Annotated in this window: 36 protein-coding genes and 1 pseudogene; 34 read left to right on the forward strand and 3 right to left on the reverse strand. The window is 66.5% G+C overall.

The window, feature by feature from the left end; translation table 11 throughout:
- The 31 genes and pseudogenes from tuf to rplQ form a co-directional block, all read left to right on the forward strand.
- A pseudogene (tuf, locus tag HUA74_RS43680) lies at nt 1-239 on the forward strand (elongation factor Tu); the annotation flags it as partial.
- 201 nt (nt 240-440) lie between these two features.
- Complete coding sequence (gene rpsJ / locus HUA74_RS43685) at nt 441-749, forward strand: 30S ribosomal protein S10 (protein ID WP_002633608.1); 309 nt, start codon at nt 441-443, stop codon at nt 747-749.
- 53 nt (nt 750-802) lie between these two features.
- Nucleotides 803-1,426: a 50S ribosomal protein L4 gene (gene rplD / locus HUA74_RS43690; protein WP_141643991.1), complete on the forward strand. Its 624-nt coding sequence runs from the start codon at nt 803-805 to the stop codon at nt 1,424-1,426.
- Nucleotides 1,423-1,716 (forward strand): 50S ribosomal protein L23, encoded by a 294-nt coding sequence (locus HUA74_RS43695; RefSeq protein ID WP_141643992.1) that lies wholly within the window; start codon nt 1,423-1,425, stop codon nt 1,714-1,716. Before rplD ends, HUA74_RS43695 begins: the two co-directional genes overlap by 4 nt.
- Nucleotides 1,717-1,751: 35 nt before the next feature.
- Complete coding sequence (gene rplB / locus HUA74_RS43700; protein ID WP_141643993.1) at nt 1,752-2,597, forward strand: 50S ribosomal protein L2; 846 nt, start codon at nt 1,752-1,754, stop codon at nt 2,595-2,597.
- A gap of 15 nt (nt 2,598-2,612) precedes the next feature.
- The gene (gene rpsS / locus HUA74_RS43705) at nt 2,613-2,900 is read left to right on the forward strand and encodes a 30S ribosomal protein S19 (protein WP_046714300.1); all 288 of its coding nucleotides are present in this window, start codon (nt 2,613-2,615) and stop codon (nt 2,898-2,900) included.
- A gap of 35 nt (nt 2,901-2,935) precedes the next feature.
- Nucleotides 2,936-3,280, forward strand: coding sequence for a 50S ribosomal protein L22 (gene rplV, locus HUA74_RS43710; RefSeq protein ID WP_141643994.1), 345 nt, complete (start codon nt 2,936-2,938; stop codon nt 3,278-3,280).
- 40 nt (nt 3,281-3,320) lie between these two features.
- A complete protein-coding gene (gene rpsC / locus HUA74_RS43715; protein WP_002633602.1) occupies nt 3,321-3,983 on the forward strand; it encodes a 30S ribosomal protein S3 in 663 nt (220 codons plus the stop codon).
- Between the two features lie 66 nt (nt 3,984-4,049).
- The gene (rplP, locus tag HUA74_RS43720; protein WP_141643995.1) at nt 4,050-4,469 is read left to right on the forward strand and encodes a 50S ribosomal protein L16; all 420 of its coding nucleotides are present in this window, start codon (nt 4,050-4,052) and stop codon (nt 4,467-4,469) included.
- Between the two features lie 43 nt (nt 4,470-4,512).
- Nucleotides 4,513-4,728 (forward strand): 50S ribosomal protein L29, encoded by a 216-nt coding sequence (gene rpmC / locus HUA74_RS43725; RefSeq protein ID WP_174459337.1) that lies wholly within the window; start codon nt 4,513-4,515, stop codon nt 4,726-4,728.
- 92 nt (nt 4,729-4,820) lie between these two features.
- Nucleotides 4,821-5,147, forward strand: a complete 327-nt coding sequence (gene rpsQ / locus HUA74_RS43730; protein WP_174459322.1) for a 30S ribosomal protein S17 — start codon at nt 4,821-4,823, stop codon at nt 5,145-5,147.
- A gap of 66 nt (nt 5,148-5,213) precedes the next feature.
- Nucleotides 5,214-5,582 (forward strand): 50S ribosomal protein L14, encoded by a 369-nt coding sequence (gene rplN, locus HUA74_RS43735; RefSeq protein ID WP_046714296.1) that lies wholly within the window; start codon nt 5,214-5,216, stop codon nt 5,580-5,582.
- A gap of 46 nt (nt 5,583-5,628) precedes the next feature.
- Nucleotides 5,629-5,958 carry a 50S ribosomal protein L24 gene (gene rplX, locus HUA74_RS43740; protein WP_141643998.1) on the forward strand — a complete coding sequence of 110 codons (330 nt, stop codon included), beginning with the start codon at nt 5,629-5,631 and terminating at the stop codon, nt 5,956-5,958.
- A gap of 303 nt (nt 5,959-6,261) precedes the next feature.
- Nucleotides 6,262-6,792, forward strand: a complete 531-nt coding sequence (gene rplE / locus HUA74_RS43745) for a 50S ribosomal protein L5 (protein ID WP_174459338.1) — start codon at nt 6,262-6,264, stop codon at nt 6,790-6,792.
- A 26-nt stretch (nt 6,793-6,818) separates the two neighbouring features.
- Nucleotides 6,819-7,004 carry a type Z 30S ribosomal protein S14 gene (locus tag HUA74_RS43750; protein WP_015350175.1) on the forward strand — a complete coding sequence of 62 codons (186 nt, stop codon included), beginning with the start codon at nt 6,819-6,821 and terminating at the stop codon, nt 7,002-7,004.
- A gap of 191 nt (nt 7,005-7,195) precedes the next feature.
- On the forward strand, nt 7,196-7,600 hold the full coding sequence (gene rpsH, locus HUA74_RS43755; protein WP_141644000.1) for a 30S ribosomal protein S8: 405 nt from the start codon (nt 7,196-7,198) through the stop codon (nt 7,598-7,600).
- Nucleotides 7,601-7,664: 64 nt separating this feature from the next.
- Complete coding sequence (gene rplF, locus HUA74_RS43760) at nt 7,665-8,231, forward strand: 50S ribosomal protein L6 (protein ID WP_174459323.1); 567 nt, start codon at nt 7,665-7,667, stop codon at nt 8,229-8,231.
- 108 nt (nt 8,232-8,339) lie between these two features.
- Nucleotides 8,340-8,696: a 50S ribosomal protein L18 gene (gene rplR / locus HUA74_RS43765; protein WP_141644002.1), complete on the forward strand. Its 357-nt coding sequence runs from the start codon at nt 8,340-8,342 to the stop codon at nt 8,694-8,696.
- A 19-nt stretch (nt 8,697-8,715) separates the two neighbouring features.
- Complete coding sequence (rpsE, locus tag HUA74_RS43770; RefSeq protein WP_046714290.1) at nt 8,716-9,237, forward strand: 30S ribosomal protein S5; 522 nt, start codon at nt 8,716-8,718, stop codon at nt 9,235-9,237.
- Nucleotides 9,238-9,239: 2 nt separating this feature from the next.
- Nucleotides 9,240-9,509 carry a 50S ribosomal protein L30 gene (gene rpmD / locus HUA74_RS43775; protein WP_141644003.1) on the forward strand — a complete coding sequence of 90 codons (270 nt, stop codon included), beginning with the start codon at nt 9,240-9,242 and terminating at the stop codon, nt 9,507-9,509.
- Between the two features lie 19 nt (nt 9,510-9,528).
- Nucleotides 9,529-10,056 (forward strand): 50S ribosomal protein L15, encoded by a 528-nt coding sequence (gene rplO / locus HUA74_RS43780; RefSeq protein ID WP_141644004.1) that lies wholly within the window; start codon nt 9,529-9,531, stop codon nt 10,054-10,056.
- 134 nt (nt 10,057-10,190) lie between these two features.
- Nucleotides 10,191-11,537, forward strand: a complete 1,347-nt coding sequence (gene secY, locus HUA74_RS43785; RefSeq protein WP_141644005.1) for a preprotein translocase subunit SecY — start codon at nt 10,191-10,193, stop codon at nt 11,535-11,537.
- A 163-nt stretch (nt 11,538-11,700) separates the two neighbouring features.
- Entirely contained in the window at nt 11,701-12,354 is a 654-nt protein-coding gene (locus HUA74_RS43790) for an adenylate kinase (protein WP_174459324.1), read from the forward strand.
- A gap of 97 nt (nt 12,355-12,451) precedes the next feature.
- Nucleotides 12,452-13,210, forward strand: a complete 759-nt coding sequence (gene map / locus HUA74_RS43795; RefSeq protein WP_174459325.1) for a type I methionyl aminopeptidase — start codon at nt 12,452-12,454, stop codon at nt 13,208-13,210.
- Between the two features lie 151 nt (nt 13,211-13,361).
- Nucleotides 13,362-13,580 (forward strand): translation initiation factor IF-1, encoded by a 219-nt coding sequence (infA, locus tag HUA74_RS43800; RefSeq protein WP_002614803.1) that lies wholly within the window; start codon nt 13,362-13,364, stop codon nt 13,578-13,580.
- Nucleotides 13,581-13,655: 75 nt separating this feature from the next.
- Nucleotides 13,656-13,772 carry a 50S ribosomal protein L36 gene (gene rpmJ / locus HUA74_RS43805; RefSeq protein WP_002633586.1) on the forward strand — a complete coding sequence of 39 codons (117 nt, stop codon included), beginning with the start codon at nt 13,656-13,658 and terminating at the stop codon, nt 13,770-13,772.
- A 54-nt stretch (nt 13,773-13,826) separates the two neighbouring features.
- Nucleotides 13,827-14,210, forward strand: a complete 384-nt coding sequence (gene rpsM, locus HUA74_RS43810; RefSeq protein WP_141644008.1) for a 30S ribosomal protein S13 — start codon at nt 13,827-13,829, stop codon at nt 14,208-14,210.
- Between the two features lie 62 nt (nt 14,211-14,272).
- Complete coding sequence (gene rpsK, locus HUA74_RS43815) at nt 14,273-14,713, forward strand: 30S ribosomal protein S11 (RefSeq protein WP_141644009.1); 441 nt, start codon at nt 14,273-14,275, stop codon at nt 14,711-14,713.
- 71 nt (nt 14,714-14,784) lie between these two features.
- Nucleotides 14,785-15,411, forward strand: coding sequence for a 30S ribosomal protein S4 (gene rpsD / locus HUA74_RS43820; RefSeq protein ID WP_141644010.1), 627 nt, complete (start codon nt 14,785-14,787; stop codon nt 15,409-15,411).
- A gap of 157 nt (nt 15,412-15,568) precedes the next feature.
- Nucleotides 15,569-16,591, forward strand: a complete 1,023-nt coding sequence (locus HUA74_RS43825) for a DNA-directed RNA polymerase subunit alpha (RefSeq protein ID WP_141644011.1) — start codon at nt 15,569-15,571, stop codon at nt 16,589-16,591.
- Between the two features lie 182 nt (nt 16,592-16,773).
- Entirely contained in the window at nt 16,774-17,187 is a 414-nt protein-coding gene (gene rplQ / locus HUA74_RS43830; protein WP_141644012.1) for a 50S ribosomal protein L17, read from the forward strand.
- A 102-nt stretch (nt 17,188-17,289) separates the two neighbouring features.
- On the opposite strand, the gene HUA74_RS43835 is transcribed toward rplQ, so the two are convergent.
- From HUA74_RS43835 to HUA74_RS43845, 3 genes are all read right to left on the reverse strand, one after another.
- The gene (locus tag HUA74_RS43835) at nt 17,290-17,874 is read right to left on the reverse strand and encodes a hypothetical protein (protein WP_246137287.1); all 585 of its coding nucleotides are present in this window, start codon (nt 17,872-17,874) and stop codon (nt 17,290-17,292) included.
- 111 nt (nt 17,875-17,985) lie between these two features.
- Nucleotides 17,986-19,374 carry a tetratricopeptide repeat protein gene (locus HUA74_RS43840; protein WP_174459326.1) on the reverse strand — a complete coding sequence of 463 codons (1,389 nt, stop codon included), beginning with the start codon at nt 19,372-19,374 and terminating at the stop codon, nt 17,986-17,988.
- Between the two features lie 11 nt (nt 19,375-19,385).
- Nucleotides 19,386-20,174: a 1-acyl-sn-glycerol-3-phosphate acyltransferase gene (locus tag HUA74_RS43845; protein ID WP_141644015.1), complete on the reverse strand. Its 789-nt coding sequence runs from the start codon at nt 20,172-20,174 to the stop codon at nt 19,386-19,388.
- Between the two features lie 238 nt (nt 20,175-20,412).
- On the opposite strand from HUA74_RS43845, the gene HUA74_RS43850 reads away from it, so the two are divergent.
- From HUA74_RS43850 to HUA74_RS43860, 3 genes are read left to right on the forward strand one after another with little or no spacing between them, the layout of a single operon-like run.
- The gene (locus HUA74_RS43850) at nt 20,413-21,027 is read left to right on the forward strand and encodes a deoxynucleoside kinase (RefSeq protein ID WP_174459327.1); all 615 of its coding nucleotides are present in this window, start codon (nt 20,413-20,415) and stop codon (nt 21,025-21,027) included.
- The gene (locus tag HUA74_RS43855) at nt 21,027-22,199 is read left to right on the forward strand and encodes a DUF2314 domain-containing protein (protein WP_141644017.1); all 1,173 of its coding nucleotides are present in this window, start codon (nt 21,027-21,029) and stop codon (nt 22,197-22,199) included. Before HUA74_RS43850 ends, HUA74_RS43855 begins: the two co-directional genes overlap by 1 nt.
- Before the next feature lie 53 nt (nt 22,200-22,252).
- Nucleotides 22,253-23,968: an FHA domain-containing protein gene (locus HUA74_RS43860; protein WP_174459328.1), complete on the forward strand. Its 1,716-nt coding sequence runs from the start codon at nt 22,253-22,255 to the stop codon at nt 23,966-23,968.
- The last annotated feature ends 1 nt before the right edge of the window (nt 23,969 follow it).

A 23,969-nucleotide genomic window follows, 5' to 3' on the forward strand; every position in this document is an offset into this window, starting at 1 on the left:
AGGGTGGTCGCCACACCCCGTTCTTCAAGGGATACCGTCCCCAGTTCTACTTCCGCACGACGGACGTGACGGGAACGGTGAAGCTGCCTGAGAACGTGGAAATGGTGATGCCGGGCGACAACATCGCAATCGAGGTGGAGCTCATCACCCCGGTGGCGATGGACAAGGAGCTGCGCTTCGCTGTTCGCGAGGGTGGCCGCACGGTGGGCGCCGGCGTCGTGGCGGAAGTGATCGAGTAGCAGGCCTCCTCCCGGCTCCCATGGACATCCCCTCGGGGAATTTCCAGGGAGCCGGAGGAAATCCAGTTGCATACACCGGGGCGGGATGGTAATCACCGCGCCCCTTCGTTCTGAAGAAACGGCTCTGTGACAACCAGGGGACGTCGGTCGTAGCGCCTCCCGGGGCGTTGGCACAAAGTTCGTTCTAAGAGGTTCTTGCGAATGGCGACACAGAAGATCCGCATCCGGCTGAAGGCATACGACTCGAAGCTCCTGGACCAGAGCGCGGGTGAGATCGTCGAGACGGCCAAGCGCACGGGCGCGAAGGTGGCCGGTCCGATCCCCCTTCCTACGCGCATCAACAAGTTCACGGTGCTGCGTTCGCCGCACGTGGACAAGAAGAGCCGCGAGCAGTTCGAGATCCGCACGCACAAGCGCCTGCTCGATATTCTCGAGCCCACGCAGCAGACGCTGGATGCGCTCATGAAGCTGGATCTGTCGGCCGGCGTTGACGTCGAGATCAAGTCCTAGGAAGCGGGTGGGCGTCCGAGTGGTTTCACTCCGACCCCCGCGAGGAAAGTGCCATGGCGAAGTTTGACGTTGTCGACCTCGATTTGAAGAAGGTGTCGGAGATTGAGCTCTCCGACGACATCTTCGGCGCTGAGCCGAACGCGCACCTCTTTTACGAGGTCGCGAAGATGCAGCAGATCAACCGGCGTCGCGGCACGGTGGGTGTGAAGAACACCTCGCTGGTCAGCGGCGGCGGCAAGAAGCCCTGGAAGCAGAAGGGCACCGGCCGCGCCCGCCAGGGTTCCATCCGCGCTTCCCACTGGGTGGGCGGCGGCAAGGCGATGGCTCCCAAGGCTCGCGACTACTTCTACCGCCCGCCCCGCAAGGTGCGTCGCGGCGCGCTGAAGTCGGCGCTGTCCCTGCGCGCCAAGGAGAAGACGCTCATCATCCTGAGCGGGTTCTCCCTGGATGCCCCCAAGAGCAAGCAGGCCTTCGAGGCGCTCACCAAGCGCCTGAAGCTGCAGAACGCTCTCGTGGTGGACGAGAAGAGCAACACCAACCTGCACCGCAGCGTGCGGAACCTGGCGAAGTTCGACGTGCTTCCTCCCGAGGGTCTCAACCTCGAGGCCGTTCTGAAGCACTCGCACCTCGTGCTCACCTCCGCGGCCGCGAAGACCCTCGAGGGGGCGCTCTCATGAATCTCAGCGACGTCATCAAGGGCCCGCTCATCACCGAGAAGCTGGACAAGGCCCGCGAGAAGTTCCGCCAGTACTCGTTCATCGTGGACCGCAAGGCCACCAAGCACGACGTGGCTCGCGCGGTGGAGACGCTGTTCAAGGTCACCGTCGAGGGCGTCAACACGAACGTCGTTCGCGGCAAGATCAAGCGCGTGGGTCGGAGCATCGGCAAGCGGCCCAACTTCAAGAAGGCGGTCGTCACCCTCAAGGAAGGCGACTCGATCGAACTCTTCGAGGGAGGGGCGGCCTGACGCTACGGCGTTGAGGTCAGCCTGAGGAACACACCATGGGCATCAAGAAGTACAAGCCGACAAGCGCCGCCCGCCGTCACATGACGGTGTCCGATTTCGCGGACATCACCAAGGACGCGCCCGAGAAGAAGCTGACCGAGCCGCTGAAGCGCTCGGGTGGCCGCAACGTGCACGGACACATCACCCGGCGTCACCAGGGTGGTGGTCACAAGCGCCGCTACCGCGTCATCGACTTCAAGCGTCGTGACAAGGACGGCGTGCCGGCCAAGGTCACCGCGGTGGAGTACGACCCGAACCGCACCGCCAACATCGCCCTGCTGACGTACGCGGACGGTGAGAAGCGCTACATCCTGGCCCCGGTGGGCCTGAATGTGGGCGACACGGTGTTCGCCGGCGAGACCGCCGACATCCGTCCGGGCAACTCCCTGCCGCTGCAGAACATCCCGGTGGGTACCATCATCCACAACGTGGAGCTGAAGCCGGGCCGTGGCGCCCAGGTCATCCGCTCCGCGGGAACCTCCGGACAGCTGATGGCGAAGGAGGGCCGCTACGCGCAGGTGCGTATGCCTTCTGGAACCGTTCGCATGGTCCTCATCGAGTGCCGCGCCACCGTGGGCCAGGTGGGTAACATCGAGCACGAGATCATCCGCATCGGTAAGGCGGGTAAGAGCCGCTGGCTGGGCATCCGCCCGACGGTTCGTGGTCTCGCGATGAACCCCGTGGACCACCCGCACGGTGGTGGTGAGGGTAAGTCCGGTCAGGGCAACCCGCACCCGGTGTCGCCGTGGGGCAAGAAGACCAAGGGTCTGACCACGCGCACCAACAAGCGTACTGACAAGTTCATCGTGAGCGGCCGCCGCCAGGGCGCGCGCAGCCAGTAAGAGGATTCGCAAGCCATGGCTCGTTCGATCAAGAAGGGTCCGTTCGTCGACGACTTCCTCGTCAAGAAGATCGAGGACATGATCAAGACGAACAAGAAGACTGTCGTGAAGACGTGGTCCCGCCGCTCCACCATCCTTCCGGAGTTCGTGGGTCACACCTTCGCGGTGCACAACGGGAAGAAGTTCATCCCGGTGTTCGTCACGGAGAACATGGTGGGCCACAAGCTCGGCGAGTTCGCCCCGACGCGTACGTTCGGTGGACACTCGGCGGAGAAGAAGGTCGCCAAGGCCCCGGGCAAGTAGCCTGGCGCATTGCCTGAGAGCCTGAGGAGATGACCATGGAGTCGACTGCACATCTGCGTTTCCTGCGCATGAGCCCCCGCAAGCTGTCCGTCGTTGCGGCGCTCATCCGGGGCAAGCCCGTCGAGGCTGCCCTCAACATCCTGAAGTTCACCAAGCGCGCTGCGGCCCTGCCGGTGGAGAAGCTCATCAAGAGCGCCGTGGCCAACGCGACGGACCTGTCCAAGGGTCAGGTCGACGTGGACACGCTCTACGTCAAGACCATCTCGGTGGACCAGGGTCCTACCCAGCGCCGGTTCATGCCGCGCGCCATGGGTCGGGCCACCCCGATCAAGAAGAAGACCGCCCACGTCCATGTGGTGCTGGCCGAGGCCAAGAAGTAGGACCCGTCGGGCCCAGCCCGGACGTTCAAGGAGATTCACGTTGGGACAGAAAGTTCATCCGATCGGGTTCCGGCTTGGCGTCATCAAGACCTGGGACTCCAAGTGGTTCGAGCACAAGAACTACGCGCAGTGGCTCCATGAAGACATCCGCATCCGCGAGTTCGTGAAGAAGTCGCTGAACCACGCGGGCGTGTCCAAGGTGGAGATCGAGCGCGCAGCCAACAAGGTGAAGGTCAACGTCCACACCGCGCGTCCGGGTATCGTCATCGGCAAGCGCGGCGCGGGCATCGAGACGGTGAAGAAGGACCTCCAGCAGTTCACGAAGAACGAGGTCTTCCTCAACATCGTCGAGGTCCGCAAGGCGGAGACCGACGCGCAGCTGGTGGCGGAGAACATCGCCACGCAGCTTGAGCGTCGCATCGCGTTCCGTCGCGCCATGAAGAAGGCGCTTCAGACTGCGATGAAGTTCGGAGCCAAGGGCATCCGCGTGGCCTGCTCGGGCCGCCTGGGTGGCGCCGAGATGGCCCGCTACGAGTGGTACCGCGAGGGCCGCGTGCCCCTGCACACCCTCCGCGCGGACATCGACTATGGCTTCGCCGAGGCCAAGACGACCTACGGCAAGATCGGCTGCAAGGTCTGGGTCTGCAAGGGCGAGGTTCTCCCGGGCAAGGGCGGCCAGGCCCCCATGCCTTCCAACCGCTAAGAGCCCTCCCGCTTTGGGCGCTCTCGAGAGAGGGCGCCCGGGGCAGGGCAGTGAAGGACAGCGACGATGCTTCAGCCTGCACGTACGAAGTACCGCAAGATGCACAAGGGCCGCACGCCCGGCGCCGCGCACCGTGGCAGCGACTTGACCTACGGTGAGTTCGGCCTGATGAGCCTGCAGCCGGGGTGGATTACGTCCCGGCAGATCGAGGCGGCTCGTATCGCGATGACCCGCCACGTGAAGCGCGGCGGCAAGATCTGGATCCGAATCTTCCCGGACAAGCCCATCACCAAGAAGCCCGCCGAGACCCGAATGGGTACCGGTAAGGGTGGCGTGGAGTACTACGTCGCGGTGGTGAAGCCCGGCCGCATCCTCTACGAGATGGAGGGGATGACGACCGAGGTGGCCACGGGGGCGCTGAAGCTGGCGCAGGCGAAGCTGCCGGTGCTCACGCGTATCGTGACGCGCACGGACCTGAGCCTCTAGGCACCGCGGCGGGAGCCGCCTTCGGGTGGGCTCCCGCACGCATGTGGAGATAGCAATGGCGACTGCGAAGGAACTGAGGGAGCTGTCGGCGGACGACCTGCAGCGGCGGGCGACGGAACTGCGTGAGACGCTGTTCCAGGACCAGCTCAAGCGGCGGACCGGCTCGCTGGACAGCCCGGCGGAGCGAACCCTGCACCGGCGTGACCTGGCCCGGGTGCTGGCGGTTCTCGGCGAGAAGAAGAAGGCGGCGAAGGCCTAAGGCCGACGTCGCGATTCCTCCAAGCGCGCTCGCCCGGAAGCGGGTGCGTGCGGCCATCCGGGACGCGAGAGCGCCCGGGTGCATGAGAGACAGTGAGAACAAAGATGGCTGAAACGACTGAAGCGCCCAAGGCAGAGACCTCCTCCCGCGGCCGTCCGAAGACGCGCGTGGGAATCGTCACCTCCAACAAGATGCAGAAGACGGTCGTGGTCACCGTCCAGCGCCGGGCTCCCCACCCGAAGTACGGGAAGATCATGAGCCTGCGCGAGAAGTACAAGGCGCACGTGGAGGACCACGACTATCCGAAGAAGATCACCATCAACGAGGGTGATCGGGTCCGGATCGCCGAGACCAAGCCTGCCTCGAAGGACAAGCGGTGGCGTGTGGTCGAGGTGCTGGAGAAGAGCAAGAACGTCTAGCACGCACCTCCACCTGCGCGGCCGTGAGGCGGTGTGGTGGAGTCACCGGCGATAGGAGATTCTCAGATGATTCAGATGACGAGCGTGCTCGACGTGGCGGACAACTCGGGCGCGAAGAAGGTGTTCTGCATCAAGGTGCTCGGCGGTTCGAAGCGCAAGTACGCGTCCATCGGCGACGTCATCGTCGTGTCGATCCGCGAGGCGCTGCCCAACTCGAAGGTGAAGAAGGGTGACGTGGCCAAGGCCGTCATCGTCCGCACCAAGCGCGAGGTGGGTCGTCCCGACGGCAGCTTCATCAAGTTCGATGGCAACTCCGCGGTCCTCATCAACAAGGACATGGAGCCCATTGGTACGCGCATCTTCGGGCCGGTGGCCCGTGAGCTCCGCGCCCGCAAGTTCATGAAGATCATCTCGCTGGCGCCCGAAGTCCTCTGAGAGGACCGCAGGCCGGACGGCGAGCAGCCAGAGAGACGAGGAAGCCATGCAGAAGATGAAAGTGGGAGACACGGTCCAGGTCATGGCCGGGGCCGAAGCCTCCGAGAAGAGTCCCGCGACGAAGCGCGGCAAGGTGCTGAAGATCGACCGCGAGGCGGGTCGCGTGACCGTTGAGGGTCTGCGCCTGGTCAAGCGTCACCAGAAGAAGACGCCCCAGAATCCCGAGGGTGGCATTGTCGAGAAGCCCGGCACCATCGCCCTGGCGAATGTCCAGGTCGTGTGCGCCAAGTGCGACAAGCCGACCCGCGTGGGGGTCAAGACCGAGGGCGAGAAGCTCCAGCGGTTCTGCAAGAACTGCGACGCGCTGATTGACTAGGAGTCCCTGTTGGGGCATGTATGCGCGCCCTTCTGCCCGCCCTGGTGGGCGGGTAGGGGGGCGTGCAGGCAACGAGGGCCTGGGTGGTTCCGGGGCCCTCGCGGTGTTTTCAGTTTCCAGATGAAGGACTGATCGGACGCGCTGGGTCCACAACGGCGCCCCGAAGCAGAGGATACGACGATGGCTGACGAGAAGAAGCCGGACCAGAAGGAAAAGAAGGCGAAGCGGGGCAAGAAGGAAGAGGCCAAGAAGGTTGGCTTCGCGGCGAACATCGAGGAAGGCCTCGAGAGCAAGCCGGCCCGCATGAAGGAGCGCTTCCGCAAGGAAGGAGTGCCCGCCCTGATGAAGGAGCTGGGCCTCAAGAACCCGATGGAGGTTCCGCGTCTCCAGAAGATCGTCGTCAACATGGGTCTCGGCGAGGCGCTCGCCAACAACAAGATCCTGGAGTCGGCGGTGGACCAGCTCGCGGCGATCACGGGTCAGAAGCCCATCGTCACGCGCGCTCGCAAGTCCATCGCGAACTTCAAGCTGCGTCAGGGCCAGGCCATCGGTGCCGCCGTGACGCTGCGTGGTACTCGCATGTACGAGTTCATGGACCGCCTCATCACCGTGGCGCTGCCGCGCGTGCGTGACTTCAAGGGCGTGTCCCCGAAGGCTTTCGACGGGAAGGGCAATTACACGCTCGGCGTGCGCGAGCAGATCATCTTCCCTGAGATCAACTACGACCAGATCGAGAAGGTGAAGGGGCTCAACATCAGCTTCGTCACCACCGCCGCGAACGACGAGCAGGGGTTGGCGCTGATGCGTCACTTCGGCCTGCCGTTCCGTCAGTAAGCCCTCGAGCCAAGGACCTCAAGACAATGGCCAAGCTCTCCAAGATCGCCCAGGCGAAGCGCAAGCCGAAGTTCGCCGTGCGCCAGTACAACCGCTGCCCGCTGTGCGGTCGGCCGCGCGCCTTCCTTCGCAAGTTCAAGATGTGCCGTATCTGCCTGCGCAACCGTGCGCTGCGCGGCGAGATCACCGGCGTCACCAAGTCGTCCTGGTAGCCGGAAGGGCAGGGTGCTGAGGGGCTCGGAAGGGCTCATCGGCACCCTGGGCGCGCTCCGGGAGGAGCTCGCTCAATCGAAGTTTCAACCTCAGCAGTGGCGGTCGGCGCGAACCCCCGGGATGGGCCCGGCAGGCGCGGCGGCCGCGAACGCGAGATGCTCGATGAGGGCTCTTGCTTGGAAGGTAGCTCATGCCGGTCAATGATCCTGTTGGCGACATGCTGACCCGCCTGCGCAATGCTTCGCGCGCGCGTCACGACAAGGTCGTCATTCCCCACTCGAAGCTCAAGCTCGAGATCATCAAGGTCCTCAAGGATGAGGGCTACATCGGGGAGTTCGCCGTCGCCACCCCCGAGGGCTCGCCGCAGAGCGAGATCACCGTGCAGCTCAAGTACGGTCCGGACCGCAGCCCCGCCATCACCGGCATCCGCCGCGTGTCCAAGCCGGGCCTGCGCCGCTACTGCGGCGTGAGCGACATCCCGCAGGTGCTGGGTGGAATGGGTATCTCCATCCTGTCCACGTCCCGCGGCATCCTGGTGGACTCCGAGGCCCGCAAGCAGAAGGCGGGCGGCGAGCTGCTCTGCACCGTCTACTAGCCAGCTGCCTGGCGGCCGCGCCTCGCGAGAGTGCGCGCCCCGGGCATACAGGACCGAGGCAACCATGAGTCGGATTGGAAAACTGGCGATCAAGCTCGGCGACAAGACGAAGGCCATCGTCGCCGGCCAGCAGGTGAATTTCGAGGGCCCCAAGGGCAAGCTGTCCGTGAAGCTGCCCGCCCGGGTCAAGGTGGAGATCAAGGACGGCCAGGTCAGCGTGCTGCGCGAGGATGATTCTCGCGAGGCGCGCAGCCTGCACGGCCTGACCCGCACCATCCTCGCGAACGCGGCGAAGGGAGTGTCCACCGGGTTCGAGCGGAAGCTGGACATCCGCGGCGTTGGTTTCCGCGCCGAGGTGAAGGGCAAGGCCATCCACTTCGCGCTAGGCTACTCGCACCCGGTGGTGTTCAACCTGCCGGAGGGTGTGACGGCTGAAGTCGACAAGGCGGCCCGCACCGAGGACAGCCTCCCCACCGTGGGGCTGACGCTCCGCTCGGCGGACAAGGAAGCGCTTGGCGCAACGGCGGTGAACATCCGCTCGTTGCGTCCGCCCGAGCCTTACAAGGGCAAGGGCATCAAGTATTCCGAGGAGCGCATCCGTCGTAAGGAGGGCAAGACCGGAACGACCTAGTCGTTTCGTCTGTCCTGAGGGTTCCCAATCCCGTCGGGCCCGTGGGGTCCGACGGCATCATCCGGCGGCGGAAGTCCGCATCGCCGCCGGAAGGACAAGGAAGCAGCCATGCCGACGAAGATCGATTCGCGTCTCAAGAGGAAGAACCGCATCCGCAAGAAGCTCTCGGGCACCACCGAGCGGCCGCGGCTTTCCGTATACAAGAGCCTCAAGCACATCTACGCGCAGGTGGTGGACGACACCACTGGCAAGACCCTCGCGTTTGCCTCGTCGCTGTCCAAGGACCTGAAGGGCCAGGACGAAGGCGACAAGAAGGCGGACGCGAAGCGGGTGGGTGCCCTGATCGCGCAGAAGTGCAAGGCTGCCAACGTCGAGGCGGTGGTGTTCGACCGCAACGGCTTCCCCTATCACGGGCGCATCGCCGCCGTGGCTGACGCCGCGCGCGAGGCCGGGCTGAAGTTCTAGCTTTCGAAAGGATTTCCAAGTGGCAACTCCGATCAATCCGAACGATCTGGACCTCACCGACCGCGTGGTGAACATCAACCGCGTGGCCAAGGTCGTGAAGGGCGGCCGCCGGTTCTCGTTCGCCGCCCTGGTGGTGGTGGGCGACGGCGCTGGACACGTGGGCGTCGGCCTGGGCAAGGCCAACGAGGTCCCCGAGGCCATCCGCAAGGGTGGCGAGAACGCGAAGAAGAATCTCTTCCGCGTCCCGCTCATGGGTCACACGATTCCGCACGAGGTGCTTGGGCACTTCGGCGCCGGCTGGGTGCTGTTGAAGCCGGCCAGCGAAGGTACGGGCGTCATCGCCGGTGGCGCGGTGCGCGCGGTTCTTGAGGCGGCGGGCATCCGCAACATCCTGACGAAGAGCCAGGGTTCGCGGAATCCGCACAACGTGCTGAAGGCCACGGTTGCTGGCCTGAAGCTGCTGCGGAGCGCGGCGCAGGTGTCGCGGCTGCGTGGCAAGGACGTCGAGTCGGCGAAGCTCGCCGGGGAGCAGAGGGGCTAGTCATGGCGCTCAAGGTGAAGCTGACGAAGAGCTACGCGGGCGCTTCCGAGGACATGCTGGCCACCATCCGTGGCCTGGGTCTGAAGAAGTTTGGTCAAGAGCGTCTGCTCAAGGACACCCCTGCCATCCGTGGGATGGCGTTCAAGGTGAAGCACCTGGTCTCCCTGGAGACGGTGAGCACCGAGGCGCCGGCGCCGAAGCGCCGCAAGCCGCGCAAGATCGCCCTGCGGGATCGCGCGCGCGCCTACCAGGCCAAGCAGACCAAGGCCTGAGCACGAGAGGACTGAGACAATGAGCACTCTGCACGATTTGAAGCGTCCCTCGCGCTCGTGGCACCGCAAGAAGCGGGTGGGTCGCGGCCAGGGTTCTGGCCTGGGCAAGACGGCCGGCCGCGGTGGCAAGGGTCAGAAGGCCCGTTCCGGCAACATGCGGTTCGAGGGCTTCGAGGGCGGTCAGAGCCCTCTGCAGCGCCGCCTTCCGAAGTTTGGTTTCAACTCCCCCAACCGCACGGTGTACGCGGTGGTGAACCTGTCGGATGTGGACACCCACTTCGACGCGGGCTCCACGGTGGATGAGGCCTCTCTGAAGAAGGTCGGTCTGGTCAAGGGTCGTTACCACGGCGTGAAGCTGCTGGGACACGGCGCGCTGACCAAGAAGGTCACCATCCGTGTCCACAAGGCCTCCGAGGCCGCGAAGTCCGCGGTCGAGAAGGCGGGCGGCGCGGTGGATGTCCTTCCGCTGATGGCCCACAAGCCCGAAGCGGCCGCGAAGGCCCATGCTGGCAAGGGCGTCAAGGCCCCTCGGCAGCCCAAGGCTTGAGCATGTTCGGCGCGCATCACTTGACGGTGGTGCGCGCCATTTCGCTTGTGTAGGCTTCTGCGCCCCTTTCCCGTCCGTGGAACAGGGGCGTTTTGTCGTCCTGGCAGAACCCTCACGAAGAGGATGGCTACCCCGTGGCTCTCAATGCCTTCGCCAACGTCTTCCGCATCGCGGAGCTGCGCAGCCGGCTTGCGTATACGCTAGCCCTGCTGGCCGTCTACCGCATCGGCATCTTCATCAATACGCCCGGCGTGGATCGGGCGGCGATGAACGCCTTCATGGACGCCCAGAAGCAGTCGGGCGGACTGGTGTCGCTGTTCAACCTCTTCTCCGGCGGCGCGCTGGAGCAGATGTCCATCTTCGGATTGGGCATCATGCCTTACGTCAGCGCCTCCATCATCATGCAGCTGCTGGCGGTGGTCATCCCCAGCCTGGAGCGGCTGCAGAAGGAGGGCGCCGCGGGGCGGCAGAAGATCAATCAGTACACCCGCTACGGCACCATCGTCCTCTCCGTCATCCAGGGTATCGGAATCTCCCGGTGGCTGGCGTCCCTCGGGCGCTCCGACGGGGGCCAGAGTGGCTTCAACCAGGTGGTGGTTCCGGACGACAGCGTCTGGTTCACCTTCATGACGGTCATCAGCCTGACGGCTGGTACGGCGTTCATCATGTGGCTGGGTGAGCGCATCACCGAGCGTGGCATCGGCAACGGCATCTCGCTCATCATCTTCGCGGGCATCGTCGCTGGCGTGCTCCCGGGCGCCAAGTCGCTGCTGGACCTGACGCGGCAGGAAGTCATCGCGGTGGCCGAGGTCCTGGCGCTGCTGGTCTTCATGCTCCTCATCATCGCGGTGGTGGTCTATGTGGAGCGCGGCATGCGCCGCATCCCCATCCAGTACGCCAAGCGCATGGCGGGGCGCCGGATGTTCGCGGGCCAGGCCACGTACTTCCCGATGAAGGTCAACACCGCTGGCGTCATCCCTCCCATCTTCGCGGGCGCGGTGCTGTCGTTCCCGGCCACGCTGGGCACGTGGTTCCCGTTCCTGCAGGACCTGCAGCGCGCCATCGAAGGCAACCTGTGGATCTACAACGGCCTCTTCGTGCTGATGGTCATCTTCTTCGCCTACTTCTACACGGCGCTGACCTTCCGGCCGGATGACGTGGCGGACAACATCAAGAAGCAGGGCGGCTACATCCCGGGCATTCGTCCGGGTCGTCAGACGGCGGAGTTCATCGAGCGAGTGCTGAACCGGCTCACGTTCGGTGGTGCGTTGTACCTGGCGGTCATCTGTGTGATTCCATCCGTCATCAGCGGCATGCTCAACGTTCGCTTCACCTTCGGCGGCACCGCGCTGCTGATCGTGGTGGGCGTGGCGCTGGACACGGTGCAGCAGATCGAGGGTCACCTCATCAGCCGCAACTACGAAGGCTTCGCCGGGCCGCGTGGCCCCCGCATCCGCGGCCGGGTGCGCGTGGCGGCCTGAGTCACGACGTTCCACGTCCCGGGCGCCTCTCCCCGTCGTGGGGAGGGGCGCCTCGTCGTTCCGGGATGGAGTCGTTCAAGGTATTCGGTGGTGCACATGGGGGGCGCTTGGAAGCTTCGTGGCCGACGACTTCCGTGCCTTCCTTGGGAGCTGAGAGGAGCACATGAACCTGATCCTGTTGGGACCGCCGAACGCGGGGAAGGGTACCCAGGCGAAGAAGCTCTTCGCCGACTTCCACATCCCGCAGATCTCCACCGGTGACATTCTCCGCAAGGCAGTGGCGGAGGGGACGGAGCTGGGGAAGGTCGCGGGTCCGTTGATGGCGGCGGGCCAGTACGTGCCGGACGAAGTCGTCATCGGTATCGTCGAGGAGCGCTTGAAGCAGTCAGACGTGGCCCAGGGCTTCGTGCTGGATGGCTTCCCGCGCACGCCGGGCCAGGCTGACGCGCTGGAAAGGATGCTGGGGCGGCTGGGCAAGCAGCTCGACGCCGTCGTCTCGCTTGAGGTGCCGCACAAGACGCTGGTGGAGCGTGGCTCCGGCCGGCGCGTCTGCCCCGTGGACGGAAGCGTCTACCACGTGGATCAGAGCCCGCCGAAGCGCGCGGGGTACTGTGACAAGTGCGGCACGGGGCTGGTGCAGCGTCCGGATGACATGCCAGACGTCATCGAGAAGCGCCTCCAGAAGTACGACGCGGAGACGGCCCCGCTGAAGGCCTTCTACGCGAAGAAGGGCGTGCTCAAGAGCGTGGACGGTGTGGGCTCGCCAGACGGCATCTACGAGGAGATCAAGAGCGCCGCGGGTCGGGGCAAGGTCTGATGGCCGGACGGGCCGGCGAGCGGACGTTGGGCGCTTGCGGTGCCCATTGTCGCTTGCCACCCGTTCTCCGTGCGCGGATGGCGCGTACGGAGCGCTGATGAGCCAGGTGGCGATCAAATCCCGGGACGAGATAGCCCTCATGCGCCAGGCGGGTCGGATTGTCTCCGATGTCCTGGACGCGCTGGAAAAGGCGGTCGCTCCGGGAATCACCACCTGGGACTTGGATGCCCTGGCGGAGAGGCTGACGGCGGAGCGGGGCGCCAGGCCGGCGTTCAAGGGCTACCTCGGCTTTCCGTGTGTGCTATGTGCCTCCATCAACGATGAGGTGGTCCACGGCATCCCCAGCAAGCGGCGGAAGCTGGCCGAGGGCGACCTGATGAAGCTCGACTTCGGGGTGTCGTACCGGGGGTGGTTCGGGGACGCGGCCAGGACGGTGGCGGTGGGAAAGGTGTCGGCCGAGGCCAGGTCACTGTTGGACACGACGCGTGAGTCCCTCCACAAGGCCATCCAGGCCATGAAGCCGGGCAACCGGTTGGGGGATATCGGGCACGCCGTCCAGCGGCACGTGGAGGCTCGGGGGTACTCTGTCGTCCGGGATTTTACCGGCCATGGGATTGGCCGGAAGCTCCATGAGTTCCCCCACGTGCCCAACCATGGGCAGGCGGGGGCGGGGATGAAGCTCCGGTCGGGGATGGTCCTCGCGGTGGAGCCGATGGTGAACCAGGGAACCCACGAGGTGGAACTCCTGGACGATGACTGGACGGCGGTGACGGCGGACCGGAAGTTGTCCGCCCACTTCGAGCACACCATCCTCATCACGGATGGCGGAGCCGAGGTGCTCACCCGAGGGGCGTGAAGGGGCCGGGACTGCGGGTGAAATATGAGGGTGTTATGGTGGGTTGGTAGGAATCCGAGTTTTCCCGCGCGGGACGCTTGCCACTTGCGGACCAAAGTGATAATCCGCCGCGCTTCCAGAAGGTTCGTGGTCCGGGAAGAGGGTTTGACGCTTGCCGAAGGATGATTCCATCGAAGTTGAGGGGACGGTGATGGAGCCCCTCCCCAACGCGATGTTCCGCGTGGTGCTGGATAATGGCCACAAGGTGCTCGCGCACATCTCGGGCAAGATGAGGATGCACTTCATCCGCATCCTCCCGGGAGACAAGGTGAAGGTCGAACTGTCTCCGTACGACCTGACGCGCGGACGGATCACGTACCGGGCGAAGTAGAAAAGGGCGCCGCTCTGGGACTAGGGTGGCGACCCTCATGGCTTTTCATCTGTTCGAAGGAAGGAAGTTCGCTCCATGAAGGTTCGGGCGTCCGTCAAGAAGATCTGCGACAAGTGCAAGGTTGTTCGCCGCAAGGGCATCGTGCGCGTGATTTGCGCTTCCAACCCCCGGCACAAGCAGCGCCAGGGCTAACCGCCGACAGGCTGTTGGCTCCAGACCAACTCCACTCCAGAAGGAAGACCGAAGATGGCTCGTATCGCCGGCATCGACCTGCCGCCCAACAAGCGCGCCGTGATCTCGCTTCAGTACATCTACGGGATCGGCAACAAGTCCGCGCAAGACATCATCGAGGCGGCGGGCATCGATCCCACCACCCGGACCAAGGACCTCACCGAGGACCAGGCTCGCAAGATCCGTGAGATCATCGAGGCCAGCTACAAGGTCGAGGGTGACCTCCGGCGTGAAGTGACGATGAACATCAAGCGCCTGATGGATCTGGGCTGCTACCGGGGTCTCCGTCACCGCAAGGGCCTGCCTGTCCGTGGCCAGCGCACCCACACCAACGCGCGTACCCGCAAGGGTCCCAAGCGCGGCATCGTTCGGGCGAAGCCGGCCGCTCCGGCTCGGTAAACCGCAGCGCCGGCCCGTGAGGTGCCGGCGTCGATCACCTCCTCTCAGGAGCAGCAACTCACATGGCTGACGAGACCAATACTTCGGCTGCGGCGCCCACGGGCACCGAGGGCGAGGCCCCTGCCGCGAAGAAGGCCAAGCGCAAGGGCAAGAAGAGCATTCTCAATGGCGTGGTCCACATCCAGTCCACGTTCAACAACACCATCATCACGATCACGGACGTGTCCGGGAACGTGATCTCCTGGTCCTCGGCCGGGGCGCGTGGCTTCAAGGGAAGCCGCAAGTCCACCCCGTTCGCCGCTCAGGTGGCCGCCGGTGATGCCGCGGCGAAGGCGATGGAGCACGGGCTGAAGAACGTGTCCGTGTTCGTGAAGGGTCCGGGCGCGGGCCGTGAGTCGGCGCTGCGCGCGCTGGCCGCCGCCGGTCTGAAGATCAACCTCATCCGCGACGTGACGCCCATCCCGCACAACGGGTGCCGTCAGGCCAAGCGCCGCCGCGTCTAACCCCTTCGTCCGGGCCGCCCTTCGCGCCACCGGCGTGGGGGCGGCTCCAGATCACCTTTAAGGAGAAGTCTGTGGCCCGTTACACCGCGAGCGCTTGCCGTATCTGCCGGCGCGAAAACCTCAAGATGTACCTGAAGGGCGACCGCTGCTACACGGACAAGTGTGCCATCGAGCGCCGCCCGTATCCCCCCGGCCAGCACGGCCAGGGCCGCGTGAAGTTCTCTGGTTACGGCGTGCAGCTGCGCGAGAAGCAGAAGGTCAAGCGCATGTACGGCCTGCTGGAGAACCAGTTCCGCGGCTACTACCACCGCGCGTCCGCCGCCAAGGGCAAGACGGGTGAGAACCTCCTGCAGCAGCTGGAGCTCCGCCTGGACAACGTGGTGTTCCGCATGGGCTTCGCGGATACCCGCAACGAGGCGCGCCAGCTGGTCCGCCACGGCCACTTCCAGGTGAACGGCCGCAAGGTCAACATCCCCTCGTTCTCCATCAAGCCCGGCACGTCCGTCGAGGTCGTGGAGAAGAGCCGCAAGGTGCTCCGTATCTCCGAGGCGCTGGAGACGGTGGACCGCCGTGGCGTTCCGCAGTGGATCGACCTGGACAAGAAGTCGTTCAAGGGCACGGTGCGCACGGTCCCCAACCGCGAGGACCTGACCATGCCCATCCAGGAGCAGCTCATCGTGGAACTCTACTCCAAGTAATCGCCGCGCCAGGCCAATTCGGGCCTGGACGACGTACTCAACGCCCTGGCCGACGAGGCCGGGGCGTCGTGCTTTATCGCAGTCCCCTACGTGGCCATCCTCCCGCCCTTCCGGTGGGTAAGTCGGTGGTGGCGCACGTCTCGAGGAGTCGTACACCATGGCTGATACGTACATTGCGAAGAACTGGCGTGACCTCATCAAGCCGCGCCGCATGGAGGTGGACCAGGACAGCCTGACGCCCACCTACGGGAAGTTCATCGCGGAGCCGCTGGAGCGTGGTTTCGGTACCACCCTGGGCAACTCGCTGCGCCGGGTGCTCCTGTCGTCGCTGCAGGGCGCGGCCATCACCTCGGTGAAGATCGAGGGCGTGGACCACGAGTTCACCACCATCCCCGAGGTGTCCGAGGACGTCACGGACGTCGTGCTGAACCTGAAGGAAGTCCTCCTTCGGATGCACACGAACGAGCCGAAGACGCTGCGCATCGAGGCGGAAGGGCCCAAGGAAGTGAAGGCGGGTGACCTCATCACCGACGCCGACGTGGAGATCCTCAACCCGGGTCACCACATCTGCACCATCTCCGAGGGTGGCAAGCTCCGCATGGAGCTGACGTGCCGCCGCGGCCGTGGCTACGTGCCGGCCAACTCGAACAAGGTGATCGGCGCGCCCATCGGCACCATCCCCATCGACTCGCTGTTTTCGCCCACCCGCAAGGTGAACTACCAGGTCACCAACGCGCGCGTCGGTCAGGTCACCGACTTCGACAAGCTGTCGCTCGAGGTCTGGACGGACGGCTCGGTGTCCCCTCAGGACGCGGTGGCGTACGCGGCGAAGATCATCAAGGAGCAGCTCACCGTCTTCGTGAACTTCGACGAGACGGAGGAGCCGGTCATCGCCGAGGCGCCGAAGGAAGAGGCGAAGCTGAACGAGAACCTGTTCCGCTCGGTGGATGAGCTGGAGCTGTCGGTGCGTTCCGCCAACTGCCTGCAGCAGGCGAACATCAAGACCATCGGCGACCTGGTGCAGCGCACCGAGGCCGAGATGCTCAAGACGAAGAACTTCGGCCGCAAGTCGCTGAAGGAGATCAAGGAGATCCTCGCGGAGATGGGCCTGTCGCTCGGCATGAAGCTCGAGAACTGGCCCCCGAAGCAGGCTCCGGCCCCGGCGGCGCCGAAGGCGTAGAGTCTTCGTGGTACTTTCCTCCGTGCCCGCGACACGGTTGCACGCGGCGCGGAGGGAAGGGGTCTGGTGCGGTTGACCCGGCCCAACCAGCAGTGGCGAGCCTCGTGTCGGGTTCGCCCTTCCCACCCGGTACCTGATACGGCCGGAGTGGTGGCCCCCACGCGGGGACCCGGAGCACGACGATGCGTCACAAGGTCGGACAACGAAAGCTGCACCGCACCACGAGCCACCGGCTCGCGATGCTCAACAACATGGTCACCTCGCTGCTCGAGCACCAGGCCATCCGCACCACGGTTCCCAAGGCCAAGGAGGCCCGGAAGCTGGCGGAGCGCATCATCACGCTGGGTAAGCGCGGTGGGCTCTCCAACGTGCGTCTGGCGGCTCGGACGGTGAAGGACCGCGACGTGCTGCAGAAGGTCTTCAGCGAGTACAAGGACCGCTACGCCACGCGTCCCGGCGGCTACACCCGCATCATCCGCCTCGGCTTCCGCCGGGGTGATGCCGCGGAGATGGCGCTGCTGGAGCTGGTGGACCGGCCCGAGAAGAAGGCCACGCCCGCCGCCGACGCTCCCGCCGAAGAGACCAAGGCCGAGTAAGGCCCGTCTCCATGCCCCTTCGTGAGGAGGGGCTGGTGGAAACGCAGAGGGCGCTCTTCCCGTGGGGAAGGGCGCCCTTCGTGTTTGCGGGGCTCCTGGAAGCTACTTCGGCCCGAGCAGGCGCTTCCACTCGTTGAGCAGGTCCTCGGTGAGGTTCGCGCTGTCGTCGCTGCTGCGCATCTCCAGCGTGTTGAAGCGCAGGTCCGCGGGGGCGGCGCCGCTGGTGCCCATGAGTTGCTTGGGGGTGATGGTGATGAACTCACCAGCGCCCACCGAAGGCACGGCCGCGCGGTACTGGCCGTTGACGATGAGGGTGACGTCCTTCCACGCCTCCTTGCTCTCGTTCCAGATGGTGATGGAGGGCCGGTCCAGCTTGTCGCTGAGCACCAGCCGCGCGTCCATGTCCCCTGTCTGAACGGAGCTGCCGGGGCAGGCGATGGCGAAGCTCGCCACAGTCAACGCCAGCCACCCGGCGACGATGGACGCCTTGTACTTGAAGAAGCGATCCCGCTGACGGAAGTCGCCCGCGAACTCCTTCAGGATGGAGAGCGCATTGAGGGCCTGATTGGACGCCTCGCCCGCGAGCCGCTGTCCGAGGGCGCCGTCCTGCTTGCCCTTCTGGAGCGGCGCGGTGCGCGCGGCGGACATCACCCGCAGGGTGCCCGGATCCGTCGGCGTGCGAGGCATGCCTGGACTGCTCGGCGTCCGGGGCTGCGTGCCGGGATTGGTTGCCGTGCGCGGAGACTTGCGGCCATCACTCATCAAGCGCGAAGTGTAGAGGGCACGACCCGTTGGTGGCTACTGGCCCTTGAGGGATTGCAGCGCACGCGAGGCGATGGCGTTCTCCGGCTGCGCCTCCAGCACCTTGGAGAGCCAGCGCTCGGCCTCCTCGGCCGCCGTCTTCCTCACCTGCGGACGCGTGGACTTCATCGACTGTTCGGTGAAGAGCAGCCCCAGTCGCAGCGAGAACTCCACATTCTCCGGGTCCTTTTCGACCACGTAGCGCAGCTCGCGTTCCGCGGCGGGGTAGTCGCCGTCGAGCTGGTACACGAGCGCGAGCTTTCCCCGTGCGGGGATGGAGTCGGGCGACAGGGACACCGCCACGATGAAGGCCTCGCGGGCCGCCGCCAGGTCCCTGCGATCGAGATGCAGGTCACCCAACCGGAACCAGGCCGCGTCCAGCAACGGATGCAGCGCGACGGCCTTCTCGAACGACGCACGGGCCGCGTCCGGACGCTGACGGGAGGCGTAAAGCTCCCCCAGGTAGAGGTGGTTCTTCCCGTCGCGAGGAGCGCTTTCGATGGCCTGCTTGAACTCGTCCACCGCGCGGCCCGCGTCGTCCAGGCGCTGATAGGCGAGGCCCAGCAGCGAGTGCAGCACCGCCAGGTCCGGGTAGTCGTGCAGCACCTCCTCGAAGGCGAGGATGGCGTGCTGGGGGGCATCCAGGTCGTTCAGGTAGCGCAGGCCCTCTTCGAGCTTGGCCTCGGCTGCCTTGGGGATGCCACCGAAGGGGTCGCTGATCTGCTCCATCAGCGCGCGCGCCGTGGCCACGTCGGACGGGGCGGGCCGGCCTCGGACCACCACGCCCAGGGCCTCCACCGCACCCGCCGGGTCTCCCGTGCGGTGCAGCGCCTTGGCCAGGGGCAGGCGCCAGGCGGTGCGCTCGGGGGCCAACGCCGCCGCGCGACGCAGGGGCTCCACGGCGGCGGCGTACTGTTCGGACTCCAGGCGGGCGACACCCAGGCGGTGGTGGTACTCGGCGGTGTCCGGAGAGAGGGTGATGGCTCGCTCGAAGGCGGTGACGGCCGGCGCGCCGGCGTCCTTCGCCCGGGAGAACAGGGCCAGCCCGAGCATGTACTGGTCCACCGCCCGCTCGCTCGCGGCGATGCGCGCCTGGAGCTCCTCGATCCACGCGTCGGTGCGGCCCGCCTTCACCTGGGCCTCCGTGAGGGTGCGGGCCACGTCCAGGTCCTCGGGGGCCTTCGCGTGCAGGTCCTTCAGGAGCCCGAGCGCCTTCTGCGGCTGGTTCTCCTCCAGGTACGCCCGCGCCCGGGAGCGCTCGTCGGTGGGCAGGGGGGCGCCCGTCGTGGCCGAGGTGGTGTGGCCGCAGCCGGCGGCGAGCAGACCCAGGCCCAGTACGGCGGCGCGGGCCCAGGGGCGAAAGCGGAAGGCGGGAGTCGTCGTCACGGGAGAACGTCTCAGGGAGTGGAGGTGGCGCGGGCGGCGCTGATGCCTTCGAGGCCCGCGGCGGCGACGGAGTCCTCGGGGTCGCCACCCTTGCCGCCCAGCGCGAGGCTGTCGGCGATGATGACCTCTCGCACGGCGCGGGCGAGGCCCTCCCGGTCATTCTCCGCGAAGCCCGTGGTGTCGATGGGCTTGCCAATCTTCACGCGGATGGGGCCGGGAGTGATGTTCCAGCTGTCCTTGGGCATCAGGCTGCCGGAGCCCTCGATGGTGACGGGGCAGATGGGGACGCGGGCCTTGAGCGCGAGCGCGAAGGGGCCCTTCTTGAAGGGCAGGATGTGGCCGTCCGGGGAGCGAGTGCCCTCGGGGTACAGGAAGATGCTCGTCCCGCCGCGAATCTTGGCCGCCGCCGCGTCCAGCGAGGCGATGGCCTTGGAGCGGTTGCTCCGGTTGACGAAGACGTGACCGGCGAGCGCGAGATACCAGCCGATGAACGGCACCCACTTGAGCTGGTCCTTCGCCACGTAACGGAACGGCACGGGCACGGCCATGAAGTGCGCCGGGATGTCGATGGTGGACTGGTGGTTGGCCACGTAGATGGTGGCCCGCCGCGGGTCCACGTTCTCCTGGCCCAGGACCTCCAGCTTCGCGCCACCGGCCCAGAGCAACACCGGAGACCAGATCCTGCGAGCCACCCAGACGGAGTTGGCCGGCCTCAGCGTCAACACCATCGCCAGGATGGCCAGGACGAAGCTGATGGGGGTCCACACGCCCGCCGTCACGACACAGAAGAGCTTACGCATCCCTCAGCCCCCTCCTCGGGGCCGGTTCGTCGGGCCGACGGAAGTCGCGGCCCGAGGGCAGCCCCGCGGCCAGATGTCCTGTCCCGGACGGCCGGACAGGCGGCCGCACCCCGGGAGGTGGCGGCGCCCAGGGGCGCGGCGAGAGGGACGGCTCGGGGGCATGCACTTCTTCTACCACGAGCCTTCCTTACCTTGTTGCTGGTGCGCGCAGCTTGGCGGGGTTACAAGCAGGGGTGGCGTGGCCAGGAAAAAGTTTATCGCCATCGCGGGCAACATCGGCGCCGGGAAGACGGAGCTCACGTCGTTCCTCTGCCGGAAGTACGGGTTGACCCCGTCCTTCGAGCCCAATGACCAAAACCCCTACCTCGCGGACTTCTACAAGGACATGAAGACGTGGGCCTTCCGCTCACAGCTCTTCTTCCTGACGCATAAGTTCCGCCTCCACCGGGAGTTGGAGCGCACGCCCGGTACCGTGCTGCAGGACCGCACCCTCTACGAGGACGCGGAGATCTTCGCCAAGAACCTCCACCGCCAGCGGCTCATCGACAAGCGGGACTGGAAGACGTACTGCGAGCTCTACGAGACCATCTCCGAGTCGCTGCGTCCGCCCGACCTGATGATCTACTTGCGCTGCCCCGTGCAGACGCTGAAGGAGCGTATCGCCCTGCGCGGCCGCTCCATGGAGAAGGACATCCCCACCCGCTACCTCCAGCGCCTCAATGCCCTGTATGAGGAATGGTTCGGTGCCTACCGGTTGTCTCCAGTCCTGGTGCTGGCCACCGACAAGCTCGACTACCTGACCGACCTGGTGGACCGCGTGGACCTCTTTCAGCAAATCGAGAAGCACCTGTGATGGAGGTCTACCTCCTGGCGACCGAGCAAGAAGGGCCCGCACCGCTGGATGCCCTGCGAGCCTCGTTCGCGACGGACGAGGTGGAGTTCACGCCAGACGAGGACGGCCAGGGCTTCGTGCTCCGGGCGGACAGCTCGGAGGTGCATGTCCGGCTGACGGTGGGCCCCGAGGGCCTGCCCAAGTTCAACAAGGCCGCGTACAGCGGCAGTCCAGAGGCCTTCACGCGCCTGAGCAAGGCGAAGGCCTACTACCACCTGTCGCTGGAGCCGGGTGGGGCGCAGCCCACGCTGCCCGTGTTCGAGGCGTTGTGGGCCGTGCGCACCCTGCTGGAGCATGTGCCCGGCGTGCTCGTGGACCTGGCGGCCTTCAAGCTGCACGAGCCCGAGGACGTGGTGGAGATCACCGAGCTGGACTTCGACATCCGGGACCACGTCCACCTGCACGCGGTGGAGGTGACGGAGGGCGATACGCCGCTGTGGGTGCACTCGCACGGCATGGAGAAGTTCGGCGCCCGGGATTTGGAGATCTTCCACCTCGCGGAGCAGGACCTGTTGCCCGCGGAGAGCTTCCTGCACGAGCTGTGCACGGACCTGGCCTTCGGTCAGGGGCCCGCGCTGCGCTCCCAGGTGGGCACCAGCGAGGGGCAGGCGTTCATGGTGGTGCCCTCCGAGGAGGCGCGCGCCAACCTGCTGGGCGTGCCGCTGGAGACCTTCGAGGGACATGAGGGCCTCTTCCTCACGGTGGTGTCCCCCCTGGGGCGCCACAACACGTCCCAGCTCCTGGCGCCGTACCGGGAGCGCTTCACCCAGGAGCCCGAGGAGCAGACGGAGTCCATGCGCCGTGAGGCCCAGGCGCTCTTGCCCTCCTTCCTCGCGCGCTTCCAGCGCCGGGGGCTGATGGAGCCGCTCACCTTCCTCGTCCGGGCCCCCTTCGACACCCACCCGGATGGGAACACGGTGGTGGAGAACCTCTGGCTGGAACTCATGGCCCGGGACGACGGCACCCTCGTCGGCAAGCTCGTGGATGGCGCGGTGCACACCACCGAGTGGCGCAAGGGCGCTCACGTCGAGGTCGAAGAGACCCAGGTCAACGCCCTGGCGCTCAGCCGCGAGGGCCGTGCCCTGGATGAAGGGGAGATCCGGACCCTGTTGAACGCCGAAAGGCCGATGTAGGGCGCCACGGCGGCGCTTGCCCGCGTCCTCCGGGACGCTAGGCTCCGCGCCCCATGCCCGCACTCCTGCTGCTCACTGGCCCGTCCGCGGGGCGCCGCTTCGAGGTGCTCTCGGACATGGCCATTGGCCGCAGCCCGTCCTGCGAAATCCCCCTGCGCGATGACCAGGTCTCCCGCAAGCACGCCCAGCTGACCGTCCACGAGGGAGAAGTCCGGCTGACGGACCTGGGCTCTCGCAACGGGACGCTGCTGAACGGCGCGCGCATCAGCGGCGAGGTGGTGCTGCATCCCGGAGACCGCGTCCGGGTGGGTTTGACGGTGGCCGTCTTCGAGCCGCCCCCGGTGACGCTCGTGGAAGGCGGGCCGACGTCACCTGGCCACGTCCCGATTGAGGAGGTGCTGCCTCACGTGGGCGCCGCCGCGGCGCTGTACTCGGCGGGCACGGCGCTGCTGGGGGCCACCAGCGAGGCCATGGTGTTGCGGCGGCTGGCGGATGAAGTCGCTCGAGCCCTCAGCGCCGACCGGGCCGCGGCGCTGCTGGGAAGCAACACAGGGCTGCTCACCGCGGCGGTGTCGGGCGCGGAGTCCATGTCCGTGCCTCGCTCGCTGGCGCAGGTGGCGCTGGAGCGCAAGGAGTTGGTCCAGTCGGAGACGGAGATGTGCGCGCCGCTCGTGGCCTCCGGAGGGATGCCCTTCGGCGTGCTCTATGCGACGCGCTCGGACTCCTCGTTCACCGGGGGCGAGGGGCAACTGCTCGCGGCGCTCGGGCGGCTGGGGGGCGAGGCCTATACGGCGGTGCGCTCACGGATGGAGGCGGAGTCGCCCGCGCCCGTGCTCATCGGGACGTCCAGGCCGCTGCGCGCGCTGATGGACGGTGCTCGGCGGGCGGCGAACAGCGCCGCGCCCGTGGTGCTCCATGGCGAGTCCGGGACGGGCAAGACGATGTTGGGGCGGGTCGTCCACGCTCGCTCGCCCCGGGCGCTGGAGCCGCTGGTGGTGGTGGACTGCCGTCAGCCCATGGAAGTCGTCGAGGAGGCCCTCTTCGGCCGCGCCAGCGCGCCTGGACAGCCTCCCGTGGCGTCCGCGTTGCTTCGCGCGGACCGGGGCTCGCTGCTGCTCCAGCACGTCCAGGCGCTGCCCCGGAGCGCCGCTGAGCGGCTGGCTCGACTGCTGGCTCGAAGGGTGGCGCCAGCGCGGCAGGGCGGCGAGGAGCCCGTGGACGTGCGGTTGCTCGTCACCGCGTCGGTTCCCGTGACACTGCTGGGGACCCACGGGGAGGTGGACGCGTCGCTCGCTCGGAGTTTGATGGGCTTCGAGCTGGAGGTGCCTCCCTTGCGCGAGCGCCGGGCGGACGTGCTGGTGTTGTTCGAGGGCTTCCTCGCGCGCGCCGCGCGCCGGGTGCGGCGGGAGCCTCCAGTGCTGGGCGCGGATGCCCGGCGCCTGCTGGCGGACTACCCGTGGCCCCACAACGTGCGGGAGCTGGAGTTGGTGGGGGAGCGGTTGGGGTTGCTCTACGCCGGGGGAAGGGTGGGGGCGCTACAGCTTCCTCCAGAGGTCCAGCAGGGAGGCCCGGCCAGTGACTCCCAGACGCTCCAGTCTCGCGTGGGACGTCTGGAGCGAGACGCCATCGCCGAGGCTCTGCGAGAAGCCGGTGGCAAGAAGGTCCGGGCCGCCGCGTTGCTGGGCATCAGCCGCCCCACGCTGGACAAGAAGATCGAGGAGTACGGCCTCGCGGTGGAGCGGGGACGACGGGGGGAAGACGGGCGCTAGC

Source organism: Myxococcus sp. CA051A (genome assembly GCF_013336705.1).
GTDB lineage: Bacteria > Myxococcota > Myxococcia > Myxococcales > Myxococcaceae > Myxococcus > Myxococcus llanfairpwllgwyngyllgogerychwyrndrobwllllantysiliogogogochensis.

Coding starts and splice junctions, on each gene's coding strand:
- rplR (WP_141644002.1), top strand. CDS start 8,340: ATGCCGACGAAGATCGATTCGCGTCTCAAGAGGAAGAACCGCATCCGC.
- rpsM (WP_141644008.1), top strand. CDS start 13,827: ATGGCTCGTATCGCCGGCATCGACCTGCCGCCCAACAAGCGCGCCGTG.
- HUA74_RS43695 (WP_141643992.1), top strand. CDS start 1,423: ATGAATCTCAGCGACGTCATCAAGGGCCCGCTCATCACCGAGAAGCTG.
- rplO (WP_141644004.1), top strand. CDS start 9,529: ATGAGCACTCTGCACGATTTGAAGCGTCCCTCGCGCTCGTGGCACCGC.
- rplX (WP_141643998.1), top strand. CDS start 5,629: ATGCAGAAGATGAAAGTGGGAGACACGGTCCAGGTCATGGCCGGGGCC.
- HUA74_RS43825 (WP_141644011.1), top strand. CDS start 15,569: ATGGCTGATACGTACATTGCGAAGAACTGGCGTGACCTCATCAAGCCG.
- rpmJ (WP_002633586.1), top strand. CDS start 13,656: ATGAAGGTTCGGGCGTCCGTCAAGAAGATCTGCGACAAGTGCAAGGTT.
- HUA74_RS43835 (WP_246137287.1), bottom strand. CDS start 17,874: ATGCCTCGCACGCCGACGGATCCGGGCACCCTGCGGGTGATGTCCGCC.
- rplD (WP_141643991.1), top strand. CDS start 803: ATGGCGAAGTTTGACGTTGTCGACCTCGATTTGAAGAAGGTGTCGGAG.
- rplF (WP_174459323.1), top strand. CDS start 7,665: ATGAGTCGGATTGGAAAACTGGCGATCAAGCTCGGCGACAAGACGAAG.
- rplN (WP_046714296.1), top strand. CDS start 5,214: ATGATTCAGATGACGAGCGTGCTCGACGTGGCGGACAACTCGGGCGCG.
- rplP (WP_141643995.1), top strand. CDS start 4,050: ATGCTTCAGCCTGCACGTACGAAGTACCGCAAGATGCACAAGGGCCGC.
- HUA74_RS43845 (WP_141644015.1), bottom strand. CDS start 20,174: ATGCGTAAGCTCTTCTGTGTCGTGACGGCGGGCGTGTGGACCCCCATC.
- HUA74_RS43750 (WP_015350175.1), top strand. CDS start 6,819: ATGGCCAAGCTCTCCAAGATCGCCCAGGCGAAGCGCAAGCCGAAGTTC.
- HUA74_RS43855 (WP_141644017.1), top strand. CDS start 21,027: ATGGAGGTCTACCTCCTGGCGACCGAGCAAGAAGGGCCCGCACCGCTG.
- rpsK (WP_141644009.1), top strand. CDS start 14,273: ATGGCTGACGAGACCAATACTTCGGCTGCGGCGCCCACGGGCACCGAG.
- rplE (WP_174459338.1), top strand. CDS start 6,262: ATGAAGGAGCGCTTCCGCAAGGAAGGAGTGCCCGCCCTGATGAAGGAG.
- HUA74_RS43860 (WP_174459328.1), top strand. CDS start 22,253: ATGCCCGCACTCCTGCTGCTCACTGGCCCGTCCGCGGGGCGCCGCTTC.
- rplB (WP_141643993.1), top strand. CDS start 1,752: ATGGGCATCAAGAAGTACAAGCCGACAAGCGCCGCCCGCCGTCACATG.
- rplQ (WP_141644012.1), top strand. CDS start 16,774: ATGCGTCACAAGGTCGGACAACGAAAGCTGCACCGCACCACGAGCCAC.
- rpmD (WP_141644003.1), top strand. CDS start 9,240: ATGGCGCTCAAGGTGAAGCTGACGAAGAGCTACGCGGGCGCTTCCGAG.
- rplV (WP_141643994.1), top strand. CDS start 2,936: ATGGAGTCGACTGCACATCTGCGTTTCCTGCGCATGAGCCCCCGCAAG.
- rpsJ (WP_002633608.1), top strand. CDS start 441: ATGGCGACACAGAAGATCCGCATCCGGCTGAAGGCATACGACTCGAAG.
- rpsS (WP_046714300.1), top strand. CDS start 2,613: ATGGCTCGTTCGATCAAGAAGGGTCCGTTCGTCGACGACTTCCTCGTC.
- HUA74_RS43790 (WP_174459324.1), top strand. CDS start 11,701: ATGAACCTGATCCTGTTGGGACCGCCGAACGCGGGGAAGGGTACCCAG.
- map (WP_174459325.1), top strand. CDS start 12,452: ATGAGCCAGGTGGCGATCAAATCCCGGGACGAGATAGCCCTCATGCGC.
- rpsH (WP_141644000.1), top strand. CDS start 7,196: ATGCCGGTCAATGATCCTGTTGGCGACATGCTGACCCGCCTGCGCAAT.